Source organism: Rossellomorea sp. NPDC077527, from assembly GCF_044542955.1.
GTDB lineage: Bacteria > Bacillota > Bacilli > Bacillales > Bacillaceae_B > Rossellomorea > Rossellomorea aquimaris_E.
In genome coordinates this window covers 671586-694556 of the sequence record NZ_JBITVL010000003.1, presented here as the reverse complement: position 1 = coordinate 694556, position 22971 = coordinate 671586, and the positions used below count along the sequence as shown (strand labels likewise).

The 22971-nt window shown below is 43.4% G+C and carries 22 protein-coding genes; 16 read left to right on the top strand and 6 right to left on the bottom strand.

The genetic code is table 11. The annotated features are described in order from the left end of the window. Window positions 1-112: 112 nt before the first annotated feature. Window positions 113-1021, top strand: a complete 909-nt coding sequence (locus tag ACIGG7_RS13410; RefSeq protein ID WP_397549952.1) for an AEC family transporter — start codon at window positions 113-115, stop codon at window positions 1019-1021. A 56-nt stretch (window positions 1022-1077) separates the two neighbouring features. Here the strand turns inward: ACIGG7_RS13410 and ACIGG7_RS13405 are convergent, their stop codons facing one another. Next, the gene (locus ACIGG7_RS13405) at window positions 1078-2139 is read right to left on the bottom strand and encodes a CotH kinase family protein (RefSeq protein WP_397549951.1); all 1062 of its coding nucleotides are present in this window, start codon (window positions 2137-2139) and stop codon (window positions 1078-1080) included. 132 nt (window positions 2140-2271) lie between these two features. After that, a complete protein-coding gene (locus tag ACIGG7_RS13400) occupies window positions 2272-2829 on the bottom strand; it encodes a helix-turn-helix domain-containing protein (RefSeq protein WP_397549950.1) in 558 nt (185 codons plus the stop codon). A 102-nt stretch (window positions 2830-2931) separates the two neighbouring features. On the opposite strand from ACIGG7_RS13400, the gene ACIGG7_RS13395 reads away from it, so the two are divergent. The 4 genes from ACIGG7_RS13395 to ACIGG7_RS13380 all read left to right on the top strand — a co-directional run bounded on the left by ACIGG7_RS13395 (window position 2932) and on the right by ACIGG7_RS13380 (window position 6021). Next, window positions 2932-3654: an AzlC family ABC transporter permease gene (locus ACIGG7_RS13395; protein ID WP_224941617.1), complete on the top strand. Its 723-nt coding sequence runs from the start codon at window positions 2932-2934 to the stop codon at window positions 3652-3654. Beyond that, window positions 3647-3958: an AzlD domain-containing protein gene (locus ACIGG7_RS13390; protein WP_224941616.1), complete on the top strand. Its 312-nt coding sequence runs from the start codon at window positions 3647-3649 to the stop codon at window positions 3956-3958. The genes ACIGG7_RS13395 and ACIGG7_RS13390 overlap by 8 nt, the downstream gene beginning before the upstream one ends. A 284-nt stretch (window positions 3959-4242) precedes the next feature. Beyond that, window positions 4243-5514, top strand: coding sequence for a M48 family metallopeptidase (locus tag ACIGG7_RS13385; protein WP_397550052.1), 1272 nt, complete (start codon window positions 4243-4245; stop codon window positions 5512-5514). A gap of 186 nt (window positions 5515-5700) precedes the next feature. Then, window positions 5701-6021 carry a hypothetical protein gene (locus ACIGG7_RS13380; protein ID WP_224941615.1) on the top strand — a complete coding sequence of 107 codons (321 nt, stop codon included), beginning with the start codon at window positions 5701-5703 and terminating at the stop codon, window positions 6019-6021. A 47-nt stretch (window positions 6022-6068) separates the two neighbouring features. Here ACIGG7_RS13380 and ACIGG7_RS13375 read toward each other — a convergent pair whose 3' ends face one another. Both ACIGG7_RS13375 and ACIGG7_RS13370 read right to left on the bottom strand, forming a co-directional pair. Next, on the bottom strand, window positions 6069-6734 hold the full coding sequence (locus ACIGG7_RS13375; protein WP_397549949.1) for a DUF421 domain-containing protein: 666 nt from the start codon (window positions 6732-6734) through the stop codon (window positions 6069-6071). A gap of 136 nt (window positions 6735-6870) precedes the next feature. Beyond that, the gene (locus tag ACIGG7_RS13370; protein ID WP_224941613.1) at window positions 6871-7110 is read right to left on the bottom strand and encodes an IDEAL domain-containing protein; all 240 of its coding nucleotides are present in this window, start codon (window positions 7108-7110) and stop codon (window positions 6871-6873) included. A 196-nt stretch (window positions 7111-7306) separates the two neighbouring features. Between ACIGG7_RS13370 and ACIGG7_RS13365 the strand changes: the two genes are divergently transcribed. Further along, window positions 7307-7876: a competence protein ComK gene (locus tag ACIGG7_RS13365; RefSeq protein ID WP_224941612.1), complete on the top strand. Its 570-nt coding sequence runs from the start codon at window positions 7307-7309 to the stop codon at window positions 7874-7876. Window positions 7877-7883: 7 nt separating this feature from the next. Here the strand turns inward: ACIGG7_RS13365 and ACIGG7_RS13360 are convergent, their stop codons facing one another. Beyond that, the gene (locus ACIGG7_RS13360) at window positions 7884-8273 is read right to left on the bottom strand and encodes a YhjD family protein (protein ID WP_224941611.1); all 390 of its coding nucleotides are present in this window, start codon (window positions 8271-8273) and stop codon (window positions 7884-7886) included. A 203-nt stretch (window positions 8274-8476) separates the two neighbouring features. Between ACIGG7_RS13360 and ACIGG7_RS13355 the strand changes: the two genes are divergently transcribed. The 4 genes from ACIGG7_RS13355 (at window position 8477) to ACIGG7_RS13340 (ending at window position 15359) form a co-directional block, all read left to right on the top strand. Next, window positions 8477-10447, top strand: coding sequence for a prolyl oligopeptidase family serine peptidase (locus tag ACIGG7_RS13355; RefSeq protein WP_397549948.1), 1971 nt, complete (start codon window positions 8477-8479; stop codon window positions 10445-10447). Window positions 10448-10813: 366 nt separating this feature from the next. After that, on the top strand, window positions 10814-11455 hold the full coding sequence (locus ACIGG7_RS13350) for a TVP38/TMEM64 family protein (RefSeq protein WP_397549947.1): 642 nt from the start codon (window positions 10814-10816) through the stop codon (window positions 11453-11455). After that, window positions 11452-12012 carry a signal peptidase I gene (lepB, locus tag ACIGG7_RS13345; RefSeq protein WP_224941608.1) on the top strand — a complete coding sequence of 187 codons (561 nt, stop codon included), beginning with the start codon at window positions 11452-11454 and terminating at the stop codon, window positions 12010-12012. The genes ACIGG7_RS13350 and lepB overlap by 4 nt, the downstream gene beginning before the upstream one ends. A gap of 128 nt (window positions 12013-12140) precedes the next feature. Continuing rightward, the gene (locus ACIGG7_RS13340) at window positions 12141-15359 is read left to right on the top strand and encodes an AfsR/SARP family transcriptional regulator (protein WP_397549946.1); all 3219 of its coding nucleotides are present in this window, start codon (window positions 12141-12143) and stop codon (window positions 15357-15359) included. Window positions 15360-15415: 56 nt separating this feature from the next. Here the strand turns inward: ACIGG7_RS13340 and ACIGG7_RS13335 are convergent, their stop codons facing one another. Further along, complete coding sequence (locus ACIGG7_RS13335; protein ID WP_397549945.1) at window positions 15416-16930, bottom strand: HD-GYP domain-containing protein; 1515 nt, start codon at window positions 16928-16930, stop codon at window positions 15416-15418. Window positions 16931-17293: 363 nt separating this feature from the next. On the opposite strand from ACIGG7_RS13335, the gene ACIGG7_RS13330 reads away from it, so the two are divergent. From ACIGG7_RS13330 to ACIGG7_RS13305, 6 genes are all read left to right on the top strand, one after another. Then, window positions 17294-18517 carry a substrate-binding domain-containing protein gene (locus tag ACIGG7_RS13330; protein ID WP_397549944.1) on the top strand — a complete coding sequence of 408 codons (1224 nt, stop codon included), beginning with the start codon at window positions 17294-17296 and terminating at the stop codon, window positions 18515-18517. A gap of 95 nt (window positions 18518-18612) precedes the next feature. Then, window positions 18613-19377 carry an ABC transporter ATP-binding protein gene (locus tag ACIGG7_RS13325; RefSeq protein WP_397549943.1) on the top strand — a complete coding sequence of 255 codons (765 nt, stop codon included), beginning with the start codon at window positions 18613-18615 and terminating at the stop codon, window positions 19375-19377. Beyond that, on the top strand, window positions 19361-20068 hold the full coding sequence (locus ACIGG7_RS13320) for an ABC transporter ATP-binding protein (RefSeq protein ID WP_397549942.1): 708 nt from the start codon (window positions 19361-19363) through the stop codon (window positions 20066-20068). The genes ACIGG7_RS13325 and ACIGG7_RS13320 overlap by 17 nt, the downstream gene beginning before the upstream one ends. Window positions 20069-20080: 12 nt before the next feature. Beyond that, window positions 20081-20941 (top strand): branched-chain amino acid ABC transporter permease, encoded by an 861-nt coding sequence (locus ACIGG7_RS13315; RefSeq protein ID WP_397549941.1) that lies wholly within the window; start codon window positions 20081-20083, stop codon window positions 20939-20941. Window positions 20942-20984: 43 nt separating this feature from the next. Then, complete coding sequence (locus ACIGG7_RS13310; RefSeq protein WP_224941697.1) at window positions 20985-21941, top strand: branched-chain amino acid ABC transporter permease; 957 nt, start codon at window positions 20985-20987, stop codon at window positions 21939-21941. Window positions 21942-21957: 16 nt separating this feature from the next. After that, complete coding sequence (locus ACIGG7_RS13305) at window positions 21958-22962, top strand: 3-oxoacyl-ACP synthase (protein WP_397549940.1); 1005 nt, start codon at window positions 21958-21960, stop codon at window positions 22960-22962. The last annotated feature ends 9 nt before the right edge of the window (window positions 22963-22971 follow it).

The window sequence follows — 22971 nt, the reverse complement described above, 5'->3', positions numbered from 1 at the left end:
TGTGCTACTAGTCATGAGTTTAATCATCCACATGCTGTAAATATGGTACACTTAGGCTTGGCTCTTTTAGTCAAGCCTCTCTTTTATTTTAATAGATTGTTGGTGACATAATATGGACGTAATATTCATCGTACTTCCTGCATTATTAGTCTTTTTGGTTGGTTTCATCGGACAGAAGAAGCTTGGATTCGAGATTAACTCGATATCCAAGATGGCGATTTATCTGATGTATCCATTCCTCGCATTCAAGACCTTTTACGAAAATGAACTGAATATGGATTATCTGTATATTTTTCTTTTTTGTATCGCCCTTTGTGTAATATTGATTCTTTCTATTAAAATTGTAGCCGGAATCAGGAATTATTCAAAACAGAAAACATCGGCTATGATCCTTTCCGGTGTATTCATGAACTCAGGTAATTATGGTGTACCGATCATCCTGTTCGGGTTCGGGGAGCTCGGTTTTCGCTATGCTGTCATCATGATGGTGATTCAATCATTCCTTATGAATACAATCGGATTATATTATGCTATCAGCGGAAGCAGCAAGACGAGGGACTCAAAGGATATATGGATGAAGATCGTCAAAATGCCGATCCTGCATGGAGCGGTTATCGGACTTGCCTTTCAGGTTTTGAATCTTAAGGTTCCTTTGTTCTTAAATCAAACCATCGACCTGGTTTCTCAAGCGACGATTCCTACGATCATGGTGGTTCTCGGGATGCAGCTGGCGACTCTTGGAGGCAAGAAGGTGGAGAGGAGTGCTCTTTCGTTTATCGTGATCATGCGAATGGTGGCATCACCCATCCTGGCGTTGGCGATCGTATCTATACTGCCGATTTCCCCGACCTTGAGTTCGATCCTCATTATCCTGGCCAGTATGCCGACTGCTGCGAATACGACGATGTTTTCCCTCCAGTTCAATACAGAGCCTGATTTGGTATCTGCAAGTACTTTGGTGACGACCATTTTGAGTATTGTGACAATCCCGATCATGCTGGCACTTGTTTCATTACAGTAAACTCTGCATCACGCAAAAACATGAGTGGGAACTCCTTGTTCCCACTCATGTTTTGCCTAGAAGTACTTTAATTCCTGTTTCAGAAAAGCACGGCGTTCTTCAATAAACTTGAAAATGAATGAGGGCTCCTTGTCATATAGGTCTATGTCTTTCTGAAAATGAGGATCCATAAGGATATAAGGTCTTAAGGAAGAATGTAAGTTCATCACTTTATCCTCAAAGTATTCAACCTTAAACTTCGTTTCAAGAATTTCTTCTACTATTTCCTTATACAATTTTCTGTATCGGGACCGTTTCATAAGCTGTGAGGTCAGTCTGTTTTTTGTCTTACCGGTGATCGGCACATAATCGTATTCCATCATTTCCCCATTCACTCTTCTCCCGAACGTGGCATCGTAATCCCAAGGAATGATGGAAAAGAGGTGATCCTCACTGTTGAGATACAACGCGTAATTATGGGTGAATCCATCATTATTCATCGTGCAAACAGCTCCAGCAAGCCACTTCAAATAGTTTTCGATGTTTAAGAGTTTTGGTATCTCGTAAGGAGCTGTGTTGATACTCCTTATGAAATGGATGAGATGATGGTCATCCTGCATTTTTCCGAGTTTCCGCTGATAGCCTGATGTAAGCCCTCTTTTTCTCTTAGTGGAAAAATTCGCTTTGTCACTCACAGCATAATAAATTGTCCCAGGTGGAAGATTCCTTTTACTTAAATACATATCATCCACCGACTCGAGCTGAAGGTATAAACCGAGTGGTTCCCCATCCTGTGTTAAGAGTACATGCTGACTATTTGGAGTGAGAATCCCCAAATCCCTGATGAAATCCAGGGAGAGTTTGTTTCTAAAGTGGGAGGGATCGTATACTTCAGCATTCAGATGGATCTCTGATGACCCGTCCCATTCCCTTGGCTTTTCAAATTCTACATGATATGACTTTTTCTCCAATTCCCTTGTATAGGATCCCCTGTACCGGATATGGACGTCATACATGGAGTTTTCTATTTGTAGACGGGCTGGAACAGATGCACTACTCCATACATCCCTTTCCAAATCCCGTAAATCAGCATGATTGAATTGGAGGTCAAACGAGGGTAAGGAAGGTGTCATGGTCATTTTTTCTCCTCTCCATTTTGGTAAAGATGTAATAGTATACGGGCGGGCTTCAGCGTTTGACACGATATGGATAAAGAAAAAAAGCTGTCACGGAATGGAGCCCCATCCCGTAACAGCTTTTTTGATTCTATATTATTCTTCCCCGTAATAAATAACCATTTGGCACACAGCCTTTTGATCCGATTCATTAGAATATTCATGCCCCGAGTCAGCTGCGAAGCGAATCGAGCTTCCTGCCGGTAATTCATATTTTTCTTCAGCCAATTTGAGGACGATATCTCCTGATAGCACCGTGATGTATTCTTCAACACCCTTTGTATGTCCCTCATTCAAATAAACACATCCTGGCTTCATCTCTACCCGGTAGCTTTCCCATTTTTTTAATGGATCGAAAGGGAAGATGGGGTATACGATATAATTTCCATCATCTTCAAGTACGGGCTGTACGTCTTCATAGTGAATAATGGATACTTGATTGCTCGGTTTTTCAATCAGGGAAGAGAAGGAAACCTTCAAGCCATTGGCAATTTTCCAGAGTATCGCAACAGTGGGATTCGAATCCCCTCGTTCAATTTGGCCGATCATGGCCTTGCTTACCCCGGTCCGTTCAGCCATTTGTTCAAGGCTGAATCCTCTCTCTCTCCGTATTTTTCTAATATTGTCTCCAATTTGTATCGGGAAATGTTCCATGCTCAAAACTCCTCTTGTATACTATAGCGTCCATATGTATAATATAATAAATTATCAAAAAATTAAAATAGTAATGACTTCTATTATAAAGGATGTGAGAGGATGGAGGCACTTCTTTCTACAAAAAAAATGAGTGATTTTCGTCTTGGCCTGCAAGGTGGTCTAAGTATAGCCATCGGATACATGCCAGTTGCCTTGACATTTGGCTTATTGGCTCGGACAACGGGGCTTACGGTAATGGAGACGCTCTTGATGAGCATGCTCGTGTTCGCCGGGGCTTCCCAGTACATATCATTGAGTCTGATAGCGGTCGGTACCGGGATTATTGAGATCATTCTCACAACGTTCATCGTCAATATCCGCCACTTTCTCATGTCTGCTTCGTTAAGTGAGAAGCTTGAGGAAGACCGTTTGTTTAAAAAACTTTTCTACGCGTTTGGCATTACGGATGAAACGTTTACGGTCATCAGTGTCAAAGAAGGGACCGTACGGACAGGGTTCGCCGTAGGAGTCATGCTCATATCCTACGGGAGCTGGGTCGTGAACTCCGGGGTGGGATATTTCATCGGAGAGATACTCCCGGAATTCCTTCAGGCCAGCATGACGATCGCTCTGTATGCCATGTTTGTCGGTCTCCTCGTTCCTTCCATGAAAAAGAGCGTCAAGGTCACGTTTTTGGCAGTGGTGGCAGGTGCGCTGAATAGCATTCTCCTGTTTACCACGAATCTTTCAAACGGCTGGTCAATCGTGACAGCTACGATGGTTTCAGCCGTTATCGTCGAGGTAGTGGACATGATGAAGAGAGGAGGAAGAGCGGATGGATAGTGCGATCGTATGGATGATCATTGGGATGGCCATTGTCACCTACATCCCCAGAATGCTACCTTTCCTCGTGTTTAAAGGGAAAGAACTGCCCCCGTTTCTCCAAGGAGTTTTGCGGAATGTCCCATTTGCCGTTCTAGGTGCGTTGATCTTTCCAAGCATATTATTGATTCAAGAGGGGAACCTGTTGTTTGGTGTGGTTGGGACGGTTGCTGCCTTTGGGATTGCCTTTTTTGGAGCCAATGTCATCCTTGTTGTGATCGGGGCGATTTCTGTTCTGTCTTTGTATTCAGTCTTCATCATGTAGAAGGTTATTGGTCACGATCTGATCGTGGCTTTTTTTATTGGGCATGGATTGTATTTTTCGGAACGGCAGATAATTTTAAAAAATGGCCGATAAAATTCTATTCGGGCAGATATAATGAAGATATGGAAGATAAATTGAAATGGTGGAATGTACATCACCAGAAAGGCAGATAAACGATTTTCCCTGTACGAACCGCTCCATTTCATTCACCGCCCGTGTTTAGGTTCTAAAAGTTTGGACAGGGTATTACATATAGTAATGAAGACGAGAAGGGAGGAACTATGTTGGCTAAAAAATGGGCGCTCAGATCGATATTGGCTTATTTACTATTAGGCTTATTTTTATATGTGTACTTATTTTTTCTGGCGGATTCCACTTTACCTGAAATGTATAAAGGTAGCAGTGCAGATCCGGCCACTTTTATGAATGATAAAGAAATCATGTTGAGTGAGGACTTTTCTAAAATCAAGAATCTTTTGTTCTTTCTTTCCACTCCATATGAATGGCTTTTTTATTTCTTGATTCTGATTCTCGGTGTTTCACGGGTGTTTGAGAAATGGGCGAGGGGGACGGTGAAGAACGGATTCCTTCAAACGGCCATTTACTTGTTTTGGTTATCGATCGCTTCATTTATCGCGATTTTTCCACTACAGTATATTTCGTATAAGATCTCAAAGAGCTATAACATATCCACCCAGACGTTCTCGATGTGGATGAAAGATGAAATCACGGATTTTTGGGTGAATTATCTGCTCATGTTCATCATCGTATCGGTCCTGTATGCCCTGATGAAACGGTTTAAAGAGCGATGGTGGCTTGCTGCCTGGGCTTTATCTGTGCCATTCACGATTTTCATGATGTTTGTACAGCCTGTCCTGATCGATCCTCTGTACAATGATTTTTATCCATTGAAGGATAAAGCGTTGGAGGAACAGATCCTGACTCTTGCAGATAGAGCTGATATCCCAGCAAACCATGTGTTTGAAGTCGATATGTCGGAAAAGACCAATTCACTTAATGCTTACGTCACAGGGGTAGGCTCCAATTCAAGGATCGTCCTTTGGGATACGACCCTTGAAAAATTGACAGACGAAGAAATCCTTTTCGTCATGGCCCATGAGATGGCTCATTACGTAGAGAAGCACATTTATATAGGAATCGGGATCTATCTCGTTCTCTCCTTCTTTGGGCTGTTCTTGACGTCCAAGCTGATGAGGGGAATTGTGGCAAACCATAAAGATAATCTCAAAGTATCAAAGGTCTCGAACCTAAGCTCCTTACCATTATTCTTGATGATCACATCTATGCTGTTGTTCACGATCAGCCCCTTAAGCAACTGGATTTCCCGTTATCAGGAGACGAGGGCAGATCGATATGCCATCGAAATGACTGGCGACAAGGAAGCGGCCATTTCTTCTTTCCAGAAGTTATCGAAGGTTGGATTATCGCAAGTAAATCCTCCACTTTTAGTAAAGATCTTCCGATATGGACACCCGACCATGCTTGAACGATTGTCCATGCTTGAACAATATGAGGCGGAGAAAAAAGAGGAGTAAAGAGAAAAGAGGCTGGGACAAAAGTGATTTAGTTAAAGTAAAATCCGAACGATTTTTCGAACTTCTTTTATGAAATTCGAAATCGTTCGGATTTTTAATTGGAAAAAGTTACATATTTTTATTGTATATGGTAATATAAGTAATAATTTAATGATCTGAATTTTTTGTCATAAAGGAGCTGATGGAATGGAAGTAATGATACAAAGTAAATGGCTGTTGTTATGTAGTAGATTTGCTTTCACTATGCTAGCACTGTTAGGGTTACCATTTTTAAGTTATCTTAAAACGGGTCGGCCCATCATGGAATGGTCTTTGATTATTGGGATATTAGTTACGTTGATCATCATCTATGTAAACGGAGATGGTTATATGTCTCAAAGGGGCAAGTATATGATAAAAGAAAAAAAGAAACAATTTTATCATTCGATTTCATTTTGGACAGCTTTAATTTATACCATGGTAGCATTCTATTTAACAATGAAAGCTTACGGGAATTTTTTATTTTAAATCCTTGAAGCGAATATGAAGAAAAAGGCCTGGTCACATTTTAGTGACTAGGCCTTTTCCCTTTTACTGATGACAAGGTTTTTCGCTTTTTCCGTCATATAGGCGAAGATGACATCTTTATGATGCAGGTTCGAGTTGGTTAACTGCGCTTCCAGCCATTCTTTTGACTTTCCCAGAAGTTGAAGATTCCGGGCTTGAATCTTCCCGTCTACAATGACTGAAATCGGGAGTCCTTCGTCGTCGATGTTTAAATTGAGGTGCTGAACGGTAACAGGTGTATTTTCTACCTTGGGGATGACGCTTACTTCACCGATGGGTTCGAGCATGGCATAGTCTACATCTGAAATCTTAGGGTAGCCCTGGGACCTGAGGATGGACGTTAATTGAATAAGAGAGATCTTGGATTTCTCGAGATTATCCTCCAGTATTTCGCCATCCTTTATCAACAAAGTCGGTTCTCCAAGAAAGAAGCGGTTTCCCCATTGACTCAATGTCATGAATGAGAAGAGTACGTGGAGGCCGACAAGAAAGACAAGGGCTGTGATGGTCGGCCAGAATTTGGTTGAGATCAATGGCTCGGATGCGATCGTACCTACGATGATGATGGCTACCAGGTCGTAGGGGGTCATTTGAACGATTGTTGATTTTCCCATCAGCCTCATGGCCGTGATGGTGATCAAGTATAGGACCAGAACTTTAATAAATAAGATCATGATGTTTCGCTCCATCGTATTCAAGTTAACCATTAGCTTCTGCCATTCGAGAGGATGTCATGCATGAAGAAGGACGAAAGGCCCGTCCATTAAAAAGGGAATGGCTGACTCAGAAGTGGAGTCAGCCATTTTATGATTATCCGTAGCTTATGTTCAATTCATTCAATTCTTTTGTTAATTTCATGAACAATTCTTTATCTTTAGTATCCAGGGCGGCATCAATGTCGGTTAGAAGTTTGGTTTTCTGTGTCATTAGGATGCTTTCATGCAGCACCATATCGATATAGATTTCCATTACGCTTCTTTCAGCGGATTTCTTCCGGTTAATGGCGGCGGCGGCTTTCATCATTTCTGTATAGGACTTTTTGCTTTCCATATACGTCACCCCTGAATTCTTTTTATTAGTATATGGTGTAAGTATTAAAAATTCAACTAAAAAATTAAATATTCAGATAATTTTTTATTCGTTTATGAGTGGCGATTGTCTAATTTCAGAATTTTTAAAAATATAGCAGACAATCCTCGAAATTTGTGGTATTATTTTGGAGAAAAATGTAAATGGAGGCGATGAAATGAGAGAAAAATCTCGAATTATAGAAGAATATGAAGTGAATCCCCATACAATGATCCTTCAGCCTATGGAGTACGGTGCCAGGACATTTACGAAAATAATAGAAATGGATGACGTATTGGTGTCCCCGTTTAAACCTTTTGATATCTTGAAGAAAAGCTGTGAATTCTTTGGCTGCTCATATGAGGGCAGAAAAGAAGGTACAAAAAAACTTACGGGTATCATCTACAAAGCCCCCATCATGGTAAATCCTGATCTGTCCATTTATCTATTCCCGACATCTTCTCCAGTCAAGCAGGAATGTGCCTGGGTCTCTCATTCCCATGTCCGGGGGTATGAACGGATGACAAACGGATCAACACGGATTTTTCTCCAAAATAATGAAACCTGCACGGTCCCCATCTCATACAGTTCCTTTGAAAATCAAATGCTCCGCACCTCTGATTTGCGTATTGCCTATACACAGCGAATCGCAGAGATGGAAAGTAAATATAATGCGAAGGTCCAGTCCGAAACGGGTAATGTTAAAATGTTTTATCTTAATAGACACATCCATAAAACTGATGCGTGAGACAACATCACGCTTCTTTTGTTGTGTCAGTCTTTGTTTCCATAAAGCGTCGGTACAAATAATGCCTCATTAAATCCTCCACCCGGTTCCTGAGGCGCGGATTAAAGTAATTATGGTGCTCTTCATATCCTTTATACAGAAACATATACATCGTGAATGCATCATCCGATTGCATCCGTTCAACTTTCATCTTATTCGTTCGCATATACTTTTTAACGTGTGCGAGTTCCCCTTGAATGACCTTCATCGTCTCCTCGATCAACTCTAAATAAGGACGCTTTAATTTAAATGGACTGCTGTCGACGATTTGCAGGTCGCGATTCAAAATCGTCAGTACCATGGGCAGATAAATCGCCTGCTCCAAAATATTTCGATCATTTTCCGGGATTCTTGTCATATGAAAAGACTCCTTTTCACCTTAGATTAGAACATGTGTTCGTATTTTTATTTTACGTTGATTTCAATTTACTTTCAATAGGGAAAGTTGTAGAATTTGAATTTGTTTCTATTATGAAGAGGAATACAGGTTTTTATCCGTGAAGGGAATAGGTTTTCCAATGGCGAAATAGAAAGGGAACAGAAAGAAAGGAAGGTGCCGGAATGAAAAAAGGCATGACGATAAAAGACCTCTACAAATTAAAAGCAGTATCAGATCCGAGGCTCTCACCAAGTGGGGAAGAGGCCTTGTTCGTTCAAACTGTTTTATGCGAAGAAAAAGATGAATATGTTTCAACCTTACATAGTATCGATCTGAAAAATCAGTCCACCCGTCAGTGGACCTTCGGCAAACAAAAAATCTCGTCACCAAGATGGTCACCAGATGGAGGGGGAATCGCTTTTATCTCCAACCGGTCCGGTGTCAATCAGCTATACTTGATCAGCCGGGATGGAGGGGAGGCAGAGCCGGTCACGGCCTGCCCGAATGGGGTCTCGAATCCTGTCTGGTCTCCTTGCGGTGAAAAGATTGCTTTGTCGATTCGTTTAGAGAAAGGCGAGACGTTTGATCACAAGGAAGAAAAAGAGAAGAAGCCAAAGCCGTTTATTGCCACAAGCATGAAATATAAAAGCGATGATCGCGGCTTCCATGATGATTCATATTCACAGGTCGTATGCGTGGATATAGGAACGAAAGAAATGAGAAGAGTTACGGATGACAAGCATGATTACGCCCTTCACTCCTGGTCCCCGGACGGAAAATATCTGTCCATCTCGACGGACAAGACAACCAATAGGGACTTCTCGTTTCAATCCGACTTATACCTATTGCACCTTGAATCAGGAGTGTTTCAACAAATAAACGGGGAGCATGGGTACTACGGAGAAGCAAGCTGGTCCCCGGACGGAAAGCACCTTGCCTATACGGGTCATAATCGTGAATATGAGAACGCTACTCATAATAAGGTATGGGTTCATGACCTACAGGCGGGACGCTCCGTTTGCCTGACAGAAGGGATGGACGTTCCCGTAGGGGATTTTCTCAATAGCGACTCTATCCAGGGATCTTCCCAAACGGGAATACAGTGGTCAAAGGACAATGAAAGCTTTTATTTCCTAGCCTCCGATGCGGGCAATACCGTTCTTTACTATGCACATATTGAAGGGGCAATTTATCCTGCGCTTTTACAGGAGCAGCAGCATGTCTATGGATTCGATCTGGATTCTGATCGACAAATCATCCTGCTTACGATGAGTAAGCCGACAGAGCCTGGTGAATTGTTTACGCTTCACGTACCGACTGGAGAACTGACGAAAGTCACCGATTTAAACGGAGATTGGCTGGCAGCTCGTGACGTGGCTTCTCCCGAATCATTCATGTACCAAGGGGCGAAAGGTTGGCAGGTTCAAGGCTGGATCTTGAAACCTGTCGGATACGAGGAAGGAAAGAAATATCCGCTTATCGTTGAGATACATGGCGGCCCGCATACAATGTACGGGAATACGTTCTTTCATGAATTCCAGGTGCTCGCGAGCAGTGGCTATGTTGTCTTGTATGTTAATCCACGAGGCAGTCATGGTTATGGCCAGGAGTTCGTCGATGCCGTGAGGGGTGACTACGGCGGTGGAGATTATGAAGATATCATGCGTGCAGTGGACTATGCATTGGAGGAATATCCTTTTATTGATGAAAACCGCATGGGCGTAACCGGTGGAAGCTACGGCGGCTTCATGACCAACTGGATCATCGGGCACAGCGACAGATTTAAGGCGGCTGTGACCCAGCGTTCCATCAGCAACTGGATCAGTTTTTACGGAGTCAGTGATATCGGTTACTATTTCTCCGAGTGGCAGATCCAAAGTGATCTTGGAGACATTGAAACCCTTTGGAAGCACTCACCACTCGCTTACGTGAAGCATATGAACACACCCCTGTTGATTCTTCACAGTGAAAAGGATTACCGCTGTCCGATTGAGCAGGCCGAACAGCTTTTCATTGCGTTGAAACGGGAGAACAAAGAGGCGAGATTCGTCCGCATCCCGGAATCCAACCATAATCTGTCCCGGACTGGAAAGCCATCCTTGCGGGAAGCCCGATTACAGGAAATCGTCGATTGGTTCGGGAAGTATTTATAGAAAGGCAGCTGCCATTTCCTTGGGGAAGGCAGCTTTTTTAGTGCGGAATGAAGGCGGAGGGGAAGGTCGATAATAAGTGGAGAGAAGTCGATCATAACGGATGGACAGACAGGGGAATCAACAGCTGGATGAAGATTTATCTTCCATTACTATTATAGATTTTACATGTCAGGACCCCTCATCACCAGAAATTCCCCTCCAGAAAAAGGTTTACAACCCACAACTTTAGGCAACCTTGTATTAATAAAAACGACGCGAAAGAATACCGTATGGAAATCCTGTCCTGGTGTGATATGATGAAAATAGGAAGTAGTGAAGACGAAATGAGTATATCTGTTCATGGTCGTTTAAGGGGAAACATATAATATGAATATCAATACGATAAAAGATTGGTTTACGCTTGAAAATATGATGGAATTAATTCAGCAATATCGTTCATTTGGACCGATTCCAGGGATCCTGCTTCCGTTGTTGGAGGCGTTTCTTCCGTTCCTTCCACTGGTCGTGTTTGTGACAGCCAATGCGAATGCGTTCGGATTATGGTGGGGGTTTCTGTTTTCATGGATCGGAGCGACCCTCGGTGCCCTGATTGTATTCCTCTTGGTAAGGAGGTACGGGGAGACACGTGTTTTCCGCTTCTTAAGAAAGAACCGTCAGGTGAATCGGTTGACCAAATGGGTAGACAGGCATGGGTTTGGACCATTATTCATTCTGTTATGTTTCCCGTTTACTCCATCTGCTTTAGTAAATGTGGTGGCAGGAATGTCCTCCATCAGCATTGCTCAATATATGCTGGCAGTGGTGACAGGGAAAATGGTGATGATATTCACCATAAGCTTTATCGGATATGATATTATATCATTAGTAAAACAACCCATACGTACAGTGATTGTTGTAGCCATTATTTTCGTATTATGGTTTATAGGAAAACGAATTGAGATACATCTGAATAAGAAAATGGAAATAGACCAACGAATTGAACGGAAAAAGCAGGAGGAATCAAATTGAGAGAAGAGGTAAAAAGAGAAGGACTCGAGTGGATCAAAGCCCTGGGAATTGGATTAATCATCTTCATCATCATTCGCACCTTTCTCTTCTCCAACTATGTGGTGGAAGGCGAGTCCATGATGCCGACACTTCAGGATGGAAATAAATTGGTTGTCAATAAAATAGGTTATCATATCGGGGAATTGGACCGCTTTGATGTGGTCGTATTTCATGCAAATGAAGAAGAAGATTATGTGAAGCGAATCATCGGATTGCCAGGAGATAAAATTGTTTATAAAGACGACAAGCTATATGTAAATGGAGAGTATTATCCTGAACCTTACTTAAAGAAATTCAAGCAGGAGTATATTGGGAGTAAGCTGACGGGTGACTTTACCCTTCAGGAAATCACCGGTGAGAAAACAGTTCCAAAGGGGAAGATATTCGTACTTGGGGATAATCGCCGTGGAAGCATGGATAGTCGTTACTTCGGGTTTGTGGATCGGGAACAGATTGTCGGGAAAGTGGACCTTCGCTATTGGCCGATCAATGAATGGGATGTACAATTTAGAGAATAGAGTAAAAGAGAAGGCGGCTCAAATGCGAGTTGTCTTCTTTTTTTGCGAATTATGTACTAGTTGTCCTCCTATATTCAATATAATATGGTAGAATAGTAAGAAAATTCGTACGTTTCGAGGGTGGTTTTGTGACAGAATTTCCAATCATTGAAACCAAGTTTGTGCCGCCTGTTGTCAAAGATTCTTACATTAGGCGCCCAAGCTTAATGAGAAAAATGAGAACGGTTACAGATTATAAGTTAGTGATTATTCATTCAGGGGCAGGTTATGGGAAGAGTACGGCTATCAGCCAGTTTTTGCAGGATGTAAAACCTGATTATTGTTGGTATTCCGTCACTCAGACAGATGACGGACTCGTCCCTTTCGTCACTAATATCGTGTACAGTATCCAAAAGCAGTTCCCGCATTTTGGAGAAGAACTAAAGGAACAGGTCCGGTCCATGGGTCAATATATGAAAGATGACGATATCTATCGGTTAAGTGCATTATTTATTAATGAATGCATGAAGATTCCCCATTCCTTTACCATCATTGTTGATGACTATCATCTTGTGGATCATTCGTTTCTCATCAATCAGTGGATGGAGAAAATCATCGAATATTTACCCGATCATATACATTTTTTTCTTTCTACACGTACAAAACCTTCATGGGCCTCATTTATACAGATGAAAATATCCCGTCAATTACTGGAGATAACTGAAAGTGATTTGTGTTTGACGAAAGAAGAGATGGAAATGCTGCTGACGGACTTTCATGAAACCATCATTTCGGAATCCCAGCTTGATGCGATCTGTGACTTGACCGAAGGGTGGGTGATTGCTGTCAGTATGATTCATTCGCAGCTACAGGACAACCCGGATATTCTCATAGTGGGGCAGCATTCCTCCCTGGAAGAACTCTTTCATTATTTGGCCCACGAGGTGTTCTCCAAGCAAACACCAATCGTGCAGCAGTTCCTTAAGCAAATCTCAATCCTGGATGAAATAGATGGTACCACATGCGAAGCCATCTTTGAGCTGCCGGGATCCGGACAAATGCTAAAGCAGTTGTCTGAGAAAAATGCCCTCCTTCAGGAAATGAAAGGTGCACACCATTTTCGTCTTCATGCCTTGTTTCAAACTTTTTTAGAACGTAAATTAAAAGAAGAAAACCTTGGACTTTATAAGGAACTTCAGTTAAAGTGCGCCAGATTCTTTGAAGGCCGTGGGAAGTGGGAGAAAGCGATCTTTCATTATATGAAGATGGATAACATCGAAGCTGTATGTGCCATCCTTGTACGGGAAGCTGAAGGGATGATGAAAGGCGGACAGCTCGAAACCCTTGGTGACTATTTGGGGGAAATACCCGAGTCATTAAAGGATGTTTACTATTCTTTGTGGTTTTATCAGGGAGAATTCTTTCGATACCGGTCGTTTTATGAAAAAGCCGAAAAAGCTTACACGAGTGGGATCAGACTTGCAATAAACGACCCGGTTATGCTGAGTAAAGCGTATGAAGGGATCGGCAGAATTTATCTGGATACCATACAACCAGGGAAAGCACAGCGGTTTTTATTAAAGGCGATCGATTGCTTGGAGGCCGGGGAGGAAAAGTATCTGGAGGAAATGAATCGTCTATACGTATTGGTTGCAGAAAACCTGGTGAACTCAGGTAAAGCGATACAGGCCAAGCAATGGTATGACAAAGGGAAGATGAATGGTTTTATAAAAGAAGAAGGCAATCTTAAGGCCAGGATGCTCCTCCGTACAGGCAAACTCCAAGAAGCGAAACAGGTTCTCCTCTACAAGGAAGGCGAAGATCAGCTTCCTCAATCTCATCGGGAGAAGGAGTTGCTGCTTTCCCTTATCCAATCGTTCATGGGTAATGGAAGCGAAGCCAAAGCATTGGCCCAGCAGGGGATCAGCCAGGGAATCAAAGGGAAATCTCCGTTTGTAGAAGCATGTGGATGGATCAGGATGGGGCATGCCGTCCAATTGATCAGCGATTACGATTCGTCCCTGGCGAGAAGCTGCTATGAAACGTCGTTGGAATTAATGAATAAGATCAATGTTTCAAGAGGGAAAGCGGAGCCGTATATGGGTCTGTCGATTCTTTTTGCAAGAGAAGGGGATTTTCAAAGAGCGAAGGAACTGGCTGAAGAGGCGCTGCATGAAACGGAAAAAGTAGAGGATATGTGGCTGCATTCCCTCATCCTTTTGAGCGTCGGAATCACGGACTACTACAGGGAAGAATTCGAAGAGGCAAAAGGCAGCTTTGAACGGGCTGGCAGACAACTCGATTCCTGCGGTGACCGGTATGGCAAAATGATGACAGAGCTGTGGAAAAGCGCGATTGCTTATAAAATAGATGACACCCCCTTGTTTATAGAAAGTATGACCTCTTGTTTGAATGAAGTTCAAATGGGTGAGTATGAGTTTATCTTCTTCAAACCGACTACATTTGGACCGAAAGACCTTCAAAGTCTGATTCCATTAGTAGTGAAAGCATATCAAGAAGGGATTCATAGTTCGTACTGTCATCAACTATTAACCAGATTAGGGTATGATTCCAATTCCTCTCACCCGGGCTACTCAATCAAGGTCCGAACCCTAGGACGATTTGAAATACGTTTAGGGGATCAATTGGTTTTAGAGAAGCAGTGGCAAAGGGAAAAGGCAAAGGAATTATTTCAATACTTCCTGATCCAGGGGCAACAATTAAAGAGAAAGGAAGAAATCATTGAAGAGCTGTGGCCAGAGGGTACAGGTTCAGATCGTGATTTCAAGGTGGCACTTAACGCATTGAACAATGCATTGGAGCCCAATCGACAAGCGAGGGAGAAAGCTTTCTTCATCGACAGGCATCAGGAAGGGTACGGACTGAATCCTGCGGCTAATATTGAATACGATGCAGAACAATTCACAAGTTGGATGACGGAAGGTTTAAAGGAGAATGGTGTGGAGAAGTCCATCCAATATCTTGAAAGAGGATTTTATCACTACAATGGCATGTTCTTACCCGACCGAAAAGGAACATGGTGGACCGAGAAGGAAAGGGAAAGGCTTCTTCTCCTCTATTTGAGAGGATTGGAGAAACGGGCCCAGCTCGCAGTCAGAGCGGAAAAAATGGATGAAGCCATCGATTTTTGTCTCAAAATCATTGAACTTGATCCACTCTGGGAGGAAGCCTATAGGATTCTCATGTACAGCTATTATCAGAAGAATAATCGTCCCCAGGCCGTAAAATGGTTTAAACGCTGCAAACATCACCTAGAGTCTGAACTGGGCGTCGATCCGATGACGGCGACCAGGCAAATGTATGAAATGGTCATTGGTGCAGAGGGTAGTAAGAAGACTCATTATTGAAAAAGGATCAGATCGGTTAACGATCTGATCCTTTTTGGTTTGAGAATGCATCGTCATCAGCCTGTCTCCTTTACAGAATCGGATTCAGTCTCCATTCCCTTCAAGAACGCATCAACAAATTGCTCATCCCACTGAGTACCTTTCCCTTCTTTCAGAATGGAGAACGCCTTCTCATGGGGCATGCCTCTGCGGTAAGGACGGTTAGAGGTCATGGCGTCGAAAGCATCTGCAACAGCAATCAATCGACCGAATACGGGGATTTCATTTCCTTTTAATCGGTCGGGATATCCTAATCCATCCATACGCTCGTGGTGGTGCCTGATACCAGGTAAGATGGGAAGAAGTTCTTCCGTGAGCTGTACTCCCTTGACAATTTCTTCTCCGATCTCGGGATGGCGCTTTATCTGGTCAAACTCTTCCTCTGTTAACTTCCCCTCTTTTAAAAGCACGTCATCACGGATCCCGATCTTTCCGATGTCGTGAAGGAGGGCAGATTTATTAAGTAAATCAATCTCTCTTACAGACCAGTTGCTCTGTTTGGCAATCAAAACGGAATACTCCGCTACCCGCTTGCTATGACCTGCTGTGTATGGATCGCGGGCATCCAGGGTGCCGGCCACAACGGCGAAAAATTGGTCTAGGAGCTGCTGGTTCTTCTGATCCCGGAGATTGATGGCTTCTACCATATGATTAAATCCGGAGAAAAGATGTGAAAACTCATCCGTGTACGTATTCGTGACGGTTGAAACATGGCCCTTCTCCACTTTTTCAAAGCGACCGACGAGCTCCTTTACAGGTTCCTCAATGCTTCTGAATATGAGGACCGCGCCATAAAAGGCAAGGAGCGTAATGATGAGGATCAGTGCCCCGGCCCATTTCCAGTAGTCTACTAAAAGGGTGGAGTCTTCAATCGATAAGCGAATTTGTGAAGCGAGTGAAAACAACAGGATAGGGAACAGGGCAAGAAATAAGGAAGCGGCCAAAATCTTTCGTTTCAGACTGATAAACATTGTTGACTGCTTAGATGGGTCGATTCCATATGTTTCAACTGTTTTTCGAATAAGGTCCTCCTGTAGACCGTGACACGCTTTAAAGGTTAAGAAGAACTCGATCAACGCATGAAGGATCGCCACTAAAAAAGCACCACACCAAGCGTAAAGAATATAAGAGTACGGAAAAGAAAGAGCGTGTGTATGAATGAACATTATCGTCATAACAGTTGATGGAAGAGCCAAACCTAGAAAATGTGGAAGCATAATTCGTTGAACTGTTAAAATAGGAAACTTTTCCGCTTGTTGATAAGCAGTTAAAAGGAGGTCCACTTTGTTGGGACCATCCTGTTTTTGATAGATGAGTTTAATAGGGTGAATATGCTTCTGATACACAAGCAATTCACAGGTGAACATCGTGATAAGAGAAAGGGAAATGACGCTTCCCATGGCAATGAACTCGTTTTCCTTTAAGGCAAGTGTTTGAAAAATGAACACAGAACCGACACCGAACACAGCAATGAAACTTCCTAAAAGGTAATTCTTAATGATGGTACGCTGAAATTGATGAAATATATGCAAGGATGAATCCTCCAATTTCACTAACATTTAGTAGATTCATTATATAGGAAAACGGGAGCAGGGAACATGGGTGATTAATAGATTTTGTGAAGAAATGGGTTTTGTGTCTTCTAGATATTTGATAAACCCGACCTGAAGAGATTGGAATCCGGCCATTTCTTGGGATTTTAAAGCCGGAATGATTCAGAATCGAGCCCAAGATGTTCAGAATCAAGGCAAAATACACAAAAAACAAGCCTATTACCGTATATATCCAATTATATCAAGAAATCAATACACCCTGTAACTCATTTGTAACTCTCCTCCCCTAATATGAAAACAAAGCTATTATCGCTTTAGTTCATATCTTGAGGGGGAGAAAATATGAAACGATCGTTTAGATGGACAGCTTTTATCCTGGTGTTGTCATGCATTCTGGTGTCGGCAAGTGCCTGCAGCTCGGAAAGCAGCGGAGGCTCGGAAGATGAAGGAAGTAAAGAACAGGAGACGGTGAAAATCGGGGTCCTGGCTTCTTTGACAGGAGCACTGGAGTCTTATGGAAAGCAAACGAAGCATGGGTTTGAATTGGGGCTTGAATATGCGACGGATGGAACGATGGAAGTAGCAGGAAAGAAGATAGAAGTAGTATTTGAAGATACAGAAACGAAGCCTGAGGTGGCCGTTCAGAAAGCGACTAAATTATTAGAGGAAGATGAAGTCGATTTCCTTGTTGGATCATCAAGCTCGGGTGACACGTTGGCCGTACTGCCTCTTGCAGAAGAATATGAAAAGGTCATGATTGTCGAACCTGCAGTAGCAGATAGTATTACGGGGTCCGAGTTTAATCCGTATATTTTCCGCACGGCCCGCAACTCTTCACAGGATGCTGTTGCAGGTGCAGCCGCGATTGCGAAGGATGGCGTGAAGATTGCGACTTTGGCACCGGATTATTCTTTTGGACGTGACGGGGTGGCAGCATTCAAAGAAGCGGCCGAAAAGCTTGGAGCAGAAGTGGTGCTTGAGGAATATGCCGATCCTGCCGCTACCGATTTTACATCCAATATCCAGAAGGTCATCGATAGTAAACCGGATTATCTGTTTGTCATCTGGGCGGGTGCCAACTCCCCTTGGAATCAAATCGCAGATATGAAGGTTCAAGAAAAAGGAATCAAAATATCAACCGGTGCACCTGACATTGCGGCACTATCGACCATGGAACCCCTCGTTGGGATGGAAGGGTTCACCGTTTATTACCATGAACTTCCGGACAATCAGGTCAATGACTGGCTGGTGAAAGAGCATAAAAAGAAATTTGACGGGGAAGTACCGGATCTCTTTACCCCTGGTGGGATGAGTTCAGCCATCTCTATTGTCGAGGCGATTAAGAAGACAGAAGGCGATCTTGATTCGGATAAACTGATTAAAACGATGGAAGGCATGAGCTTTGAGACGCCGAAAGGAACGATGACGTTCCGAGAAGAGGATCATCAGGCCCTTCAAACGCTGTATGCCATAAAGCTCGAGAAGAAAGAGGGAGTCCCATACCCTGTTCCGGTATTGATTAGAGAGCTTTCTCCTGAAGAAACGGCTCCTCCAATCCGTAACTAAGAGGGACATACAGAAATGAAAAAGGGGGTGACTGACATGGTGTTTCGACGCATTCAGTCAGCCCCTTTCATGAAATCTAAGAGAGGTGAAGCAGGTTGAGTATCTTAGAAACCAAGAATCTGAGTATTAGGTTTGGTGGCCAGACAGCCGTTGATGATGTGACATTGTCTGTACCTGAAAAGGAATTCAAATCGATCATTGGGCCCAATGGAGCAGGGAAGACGACGCTCTTTAATCTATTGAGCGGACAGTTAAAGCCAACGAGTGGGGATGTTTTCCTTAAAGGAAAGAAGATCACCAGATTGTCCCCGACAAAACGTGCCCGCATGGGGGTTGGCCGTTCCTTTCAAATGACCAATGTGTTTCCGAATTTAACGGTTTTAGAGAATGTAAGATTAGCCGTTCAGTCAAAGCGTGGAATCCGTTATGTAATGCATCGGAATATAAAATCATTCAGTGACATGATGGACGAATCGTATGAATTATTGAAGCTTGTGATGTTATCGGGTAAAGCGGACGCCCTTGCAGCCAACCTTGCGCACGGAGAAAAAAGAAAACTTGAAATCGCCATGCTCCTTGCTCTGGATACGGAAATTTTACTTCTGGATGAGCCGACAGCAGGAATGTCACTGGAAGAAGTCCCGCAGATTCTCGAAGTGATCCGGACCATCAAATCCCAAGGAACAAAAACCATCGTCCTCATTGAACACAAGATGGATATGATCATGGATTTATCAGACAGCATCATGGTGTTGTTCAATGGACGGTTGCTTGCAGATGGTCATCCGAAGGAAATCATGAAAAATGAGCAGGTACAATCGGCATATTTAGGGGGACTATACGATGAACACACTGCTTAAAGTAGATCAAATCGAAACGTATATCGGGCAGTATCACATCCTTCAAGGCGTCTCCTTTGAAGTGAAAAAGGGGGAGGTGACCGTCCTGCTCGGGAGAAACGGCGCAGGCAAAACGACCAGTCTCCGGAGCATCATGGGACTAAACCCGCCATCGTCAGGAACAATCATCTATAAAGGGGAAGAAATCCAAGGTCTTCCTACCTTTAAAGTAGCGGGAAAAGGCATCGGCTATGTGCCCGAGGATCAGGGGATATTTGGCGACCTGACAGTGGAGGAGAATATGAAAGTAGCCATGAAAACCCAGGATCAAGAGACCGAGGATCGCATGACTTGGATCATTGATCTATTTCCGGATCTAAAGAAGTTTTGGAAGAAAGCTGGCGGAAATTTAAGCGGTGGGCAGAAGCAAATGCTTTCCATCGCAAGGGCGTACTTGAACAATAATGAGCTTATCTTGATTGATGAACCAAGTAAGGGGCTCGCACCGATTGTCGTCGAGAAGGTGATGCACTCGATTGAAGAAATGAAAGAGAGAACGACGATTCTCCTCGTAGAGCAGAATTTCTTGATGGCGAGTCAGATCGGCGACCGATTCTATATTATCGACGATGGTACTACGGTTCACGATGGACAGATGCAATCGTTGGTCAAGGATGAAGAATTGAAAAAGAAATATTTAGGAATCGCGTGAGGAGGGGATGGGATGGACCTCATCATTAACCTGGCACTGAATGGATTGGCGACAGGGATGCTGATCTTTCTGCTGGCAGCTGGATTGACGCTCATATTCGGATTAATGGATGTATTGAATTTTGCCCACGGTGGACTATTTGCATGGGGGGCTTACAGCGGGGTTTGGGTGTATTCTGTGACGGGGAGCTTTATGATCGGAATCATCGGGGCGATTGTGACGGGATTGATATTGGGTTTGGTAACAGAGAAATTTATCATACAGCCTGTGTATGGAAATCATGTGCAGCAAATTTTGATTACCCTGGGATTTATGCTCGTTCTCTCGGAATTATTGAAAGTGGTATGGGGGCCGAATCAGTTGTCGGCCAAAGCACCTGAATATTTAGCAGGAAGCTGGGCAATCGGGGATATCATTGTCATTAAATATCGTGTATTTATTATTATTATTGGTTTGATCATTTTCACGATCGTACAGCTCATCTTGAATAAAACAAGGATCGGATTAATCGTTAGGGCAGGGGTAATGAATAAAGAAATGGTGGAAGCCTTTGGGATCAATATCAAGAAAGTATTTTTGTATGTATTCATGGTCGGGTCCGCTCTTGCAGCATTGGGGGGAATCCTGCTTGCTCCATATTCTGGCGTCATTTATGCCGAAATGGGGATGGAATTTGCGATCCTTGCCTTCATCGTAGTGGTGATCGGAGGGATGGGAAGCTTTCCGGGATCATTATTTGCAGCGATTTTAGTTGGGTTGTCCGGTTCATTCATGACCTATTATGTTCCGGAATTATCTCTCGCAATCAACATGATCTTAATGGCACTCGTTCTTATATTTAGACCGCAGGGATTATTCACGGTAAAGGGGTGAGAAAGTGAAGATTCTCAAATTTAAGTCAAACTTATTATTAGGAATGACACTGGCTGTCTTAATCGTTTACCCATTTTTTAACGATTCCAGGAGCATGATGATTCTTCTGACGCAGGTATTCATCTTTGGCATTTTCGCCATGAGCTATGATCTCCTTCTGGGATATACAGGCATTGTCTCCTTTGGGCATGCGATGTTCTTCGGAATCGGGGCATATTCCACCGGTATATTCCTCGATCGGATGGAACCAACCATGTTCTGGCTTGTGGTCTCCATCTTTGTCGCTTCAGTGCTTGCAGGAATAGTCAGCTACATTGTGGGACTCTTGACGTTACGTCTTAAAAGCCATTTTTATGCGATGTTGACACTGGCATTTGCAGGGTTATTCCTCGTAGGGGCTGAAAAATGGAGAACCCTGACCTTTGGGAATGATGGGTTCACGTTTCGGACACCTGATTTAGTCAAGGATCGACTAGTCTTTTACTTCGTCTGTCTAGGTGCGATGGCCGTCATTTTTTGGCTATTAAAGAGATTCACGCAATCTCCAGCGGGATCGGTTCTCCAGGCAATCAGGGAGAATGAGCAGAGGACCGAATCAATCGGATTCCAGGTTCTCCATTATAAAATTTTAGCCAGTGTGATTGCAGGTGTGACGGCAAGCTTTGCCGGTTCTTTGTACGGGTTGTCCTTACGATTTGTCAATACCAGTGTATTTACCATGGATGTGACCCTTGATGCGTTATTGATGACCATCATCGGCGGAGTCGGGACGCTCATCGGTCCGATTGTTGGCGCAGGTTTGATTGAATTTGCCCACCACTGGCTGACGGAGCTCGCCAAAACGTATCCAATCTTTGAACGTTGGATCATTTTCTTCGGGATTCTTTATATTCTGGCCGTGATGTTCTTCCCGGCAGGTATTGTGGGATCCTTCAAGAAAGTCAAAAATAGAAAACGGATAAAGCAAGAGCGCAGAGTAGAGAAAAACATCGCAAGCTAAAAGGAAGGGGATCTTCATGACAATCGGCATACTGAGTACAGGAATATATTTACCCTCATCCACTATGACCGGTAAACAAATTGCGGAAAAAGCAGGACTTCCATTAGAGGTTGTAGAAAGCAAAATGGGGATCAAAAAGAAAACGATTCCAAGTGAGGATGACCATACGTGCGTCATGGGTATCCGGGCTGCTAGAAAAGCCATTGAAAAAGCGGGCATCGACCCAAAGGATATTGATGTGGTCATATACGTAGGGGAAGAGCATAAAGAGTACCCTCTCTGGACTGCCAGTATTAAGCTCCAGGAAGAAATCGGAGCATACAATGCCTGGTCATTCGATGTTGCCTTGCGCTGCGGAACCACCATAATGGCGATGAAGCTCGCAAAAAGCCTGCTGGAAACAGATCCTGCCATTAAAACAGTGCTCCTGGCAGGAGGCTATCGCAACAGTGATTTCATTGATTACAAGAATAGCAGGACACGTTTTATGTTTAACCTGGCGGCAGGGGGAGGGGCCATGATCCTCCAAAAACAGCTCAAAAAAAATACAGTATTGGAAACGTCCATCATCACGGATGGCTCATTTTCAGAAGACGTCATCGTACCGGTAGGAGGAACGAAGGAACCGTTGACGAAAGACTCTCTCCACCGATATAAGCTGGATGTGACCGATCCTGAAGGAATGAAAAGAAGACTGGAACAGAAATCCATGGATCATTTCTTGAAGGTTGTCCGGGAATCGGTTTATAAAAGCGGATATGAAGAGAAAGACATCTCTTATGTAGCCATGCTCCACATGAAAAGGTCCGCCCATCATTATGTCTTAAAGGAATTGGGTCTTTCCGAAGAGCAGTCGATTTATCTGGAGGAATACGGTCATATTGGCCAGTTCGATCAAATCTTATCATTGGAACTGGCGGAAGGAAGAGGGAAACTAAAGAATGGGGATTTGGTGGTCCTGGTCAGTGCCGGGATTGGGTACGCCTGGGGCGCAACCACCGTCATTTGGGGAAGTGGATAAAAGGGGGAA